The sequence below is a fragment of the Sulfurovum sp. bin170 genome, from assembly GCF_010892395.1.
Classification (GTDB): Bacteria; Campylobacterota; Campylobacteria; order Campylobacterales; family Sulfurovaceae; genus UBA1140.
Genome location: NZ_JAACKB010000448.1, coordinates 1 through 3005 on the forward strand (window position 1 = coordinate 1; position 3005 = coordinate 3005).

2 protein-coding genes are annotated in these 3005 nt (G+C 32.1%); both read left to right on the plus strand.

The window, feature by feature from the left end:
• On the plus strand, nucleotides 1-1660 hold a 1660-nt coding region (locus GSY74_RS10535; protein WP_164665081.1), incomplete at its 5' end, for an AMP-binding protein.
• Nucleotides 1653-3005, plus strand: a 1353-nt coding sequence (locus tag GSY74_RS10540) for an amino acid adenylation domain-containing protein (protein WP_164665083.1), incomplete at its 3' end; no start/stop codon positions are given. The genes GSY74_RS10535 and GSY74_RS10540, both read left to right, overlap by 8 nt.

Sequence of the window (3005 nt, forward strand, 5' to 3'; positions counted from 1 at the left end):
ACCCTCTATGTTGAGTGTTATGTTGTCTTCTTCACGCATGAGAGAATGTAGCTCTATTAGAGATATAGTTTGTAGTGGTGAGGCGTTACCTAGTACAACAGTTCAAGAGTTTTATGCTCAAACTAAAGAGATGAAATTACATAATTTATATGGTCCAACAGAAGCATCTATAGATGTCACATCATACTCTTGTAATGGTGATGAAAATATTATTCCTATAGGAAAAGCGATACAAAATATAGAGTTATATATTTTAGATAGCAATAACAATAGAGTTCCATTCGGAGCGATAGGAGAGTTATGTATCGCAGGAGATGGACTTGCTAGAGGCTATCTAAATAGAGATGATTTGACAGATGAAAAGTTTATAAATCACCCACTCTTTGGAAGAATTTATAAAACAGGAGATATAGCCAAGTATTTAGCAGATGGAAATATAGAATATTTAGGACGAGTAGATGACCAAGTAAAAATTAGAGGGTTTAGAGTAGAGTTAGGAGAGATAGAGAATGCTATTTCAAGTGTTGATACGGTGGAGGGAAGTGTAGTTATTGTCAAAGATGAACAACTTATAGCCTATATCGTAGGAGATAGTAATGGTGTAAAAGAACATCTCAAAGAGAGACTACCTAGCTATATGATACCTAGTTTCTTTGTGGAATTAGAAGATATTCCTTTGACTAGTAATGGAAAAGTAGATAAAAAATCTTTGCCAATGCCAGATAAACTCGATAATGAAAAGGTATATAGAGAACCAAGCACAAGTATCCAAAAAGATATAGCCGATATATTTACTGAAGTGTTAAAATTGGAGAGGATAAGTATAGATGATAATTTCTTTGAGATAGGTGGACATAGTCTTAATGCTATCAATATCATATCTGCTGTAAATGGTATAACCAATAAAGATGTAAAACTTTCTCATATCTTTAAATATCCTACGATAGAGGACTTTTCCTATCATTTGGAAAAACTGAAATCTACGAAAGAGGATAGAGAATTATATACGGTCTTTAATCCTGAAAAGAAGAAATCTATATTTATATTTCCTACGATTATTGCTAGTATTGACCATGCATTTTTAGATAGAATGTCTGGATTTTTGAGTGAGTATAAAATTTATGCATTTGATTTTATCATTGATGATAATAGAATTGAACAATATGTAGATATTATTAGTTCTCTTGAAAATGAGTTTGTATTTTTTGGCTATTCTAGTGGAGGAACTTTGGCTTATGAAGTGATAAAAAGACTTCAAGAAAAGGGGCTTAGTCAACCCAAAAGGCTTATCTCTCTTGATAGTTGGATGATATCTGAACTGAATTATATTCCAAAAGATTTTAGAATAACGATGATAGATAAGGCAAAAGAACATGGCTTAGGTGAGTATGAGTGTGAAAAGATAGTTAAGTATATGGATATGATTGATAGTACGATTAACCAAGGAGAGATAGATGTAGATATTGATTATATATCAAACTCTATGAGTACGAAAGAGGATATATCAGAGACTATAGAAGATTGGAAAGGATTGACCTCAAAAGAAGTATTCTTTTATGCTGGATTTGGAGAGCATGAAGATATGGTGAGAATGAGTTTAAAACAAAATTGTAAAATCATAGGAAATATTTTAGATAATAGTGGGTTTAAAGATGCGTAATATTATAGAAGTTTTTGAAGAAAAAGTACTAAAAGAGCCTGATAATATAGCACTTATTTATAAAGAAAGAGAGATAAGTTATAGAGCGTTAAATGATATATCAAATACTCTAGCTAATCATCTAATAAAAAATCATAATATCCAAAAAGATACGATAGTCTCTATACTTATGGATAGAAGTGAGTGGATGACTATATCTATATTGGGCATACTCAAAGCAGGAGGAGCATATCTGCCTATTGATAGCTCTTATCCCAAAGATAGAGTAGAGTATATGCTAAGTGACTCAAAATCAAAACTCATACTTTGTGATAGTATAAATCTCAATGCTGTAGAAGAGTATGCAGGTGATTTGGGTATAGAGAGCTTTTGTGTAGAGGAGATAGGAGATAGTAGAGGTGATAATTTAAACTTAGATATATCTTCTTTTGATTTAGCATATCTCATATATACATCAGGAACGACAGGAAAGCCTAAAGGTGTGATGATAGAACACGGTAGCTTTGTAAATATGATAGAGTATCATAGAGATAGTTTTGGTGTTATATCTAGTGATAATGTCATAGCATTTGCCTCTTTTTCTTTTGATGCTTCTGTGTATGAGACATTTTTGGCACTATTAAGTGGTGCTACGCTTGTAGTTGTTTCTAAAGAAGATATTTTAAATAATTTCTTAGAGGTGACACAAAAGTATGCGATTACGGTAGGACTTATTAATCCATCGTTTTTAGCAAGTATAGAGCCTCTTGAGGGGTTTAAAACCATTATTTCAGGAGGAGAAAAGGCTATTGTCTCTAATGCACTTCATTATGCAAAAAAGTGTAACTTTATTAATGCTTATGGACCTACTGAAGCTTCTGTTTGTAGTAGTTTTTATAAGGTAAATCCAGATAAGGATTATGATTCTATCTCTATAGGAAAAGCTACGGTTAATACAAATATGTATATTTTAGATGATAACTTAGTAGAGTTACCTAGAGGTATAGTAGGTGAAATATATATTTCAGGTAAAGGACTGGCTAGAGGTTACATACATCAACCAAAGCTCACCAAAGAGAAATTTATAGAGCATCCGAAATTGGGAAGAGTATATAAAAGTGGTGATTTGGCTCGGATTTTAGATGATGGTAATATAGAGTATTTAGGGCGAGTAGATGACCAGATAAAGATTAGAGGTCATAGAGTAGAACTAGGAGAGATAGAGAACAGTATTTTAGATTATGACTCTATCAAAGAGACCGTTGTACTCTATATGGATAATAAGATTATTGCCTATATTAGAGGAGATAAGCTAGAGTTAAAAGCTTATCTTTTGGAAAAATTACCTCAATATATGATACCTAGC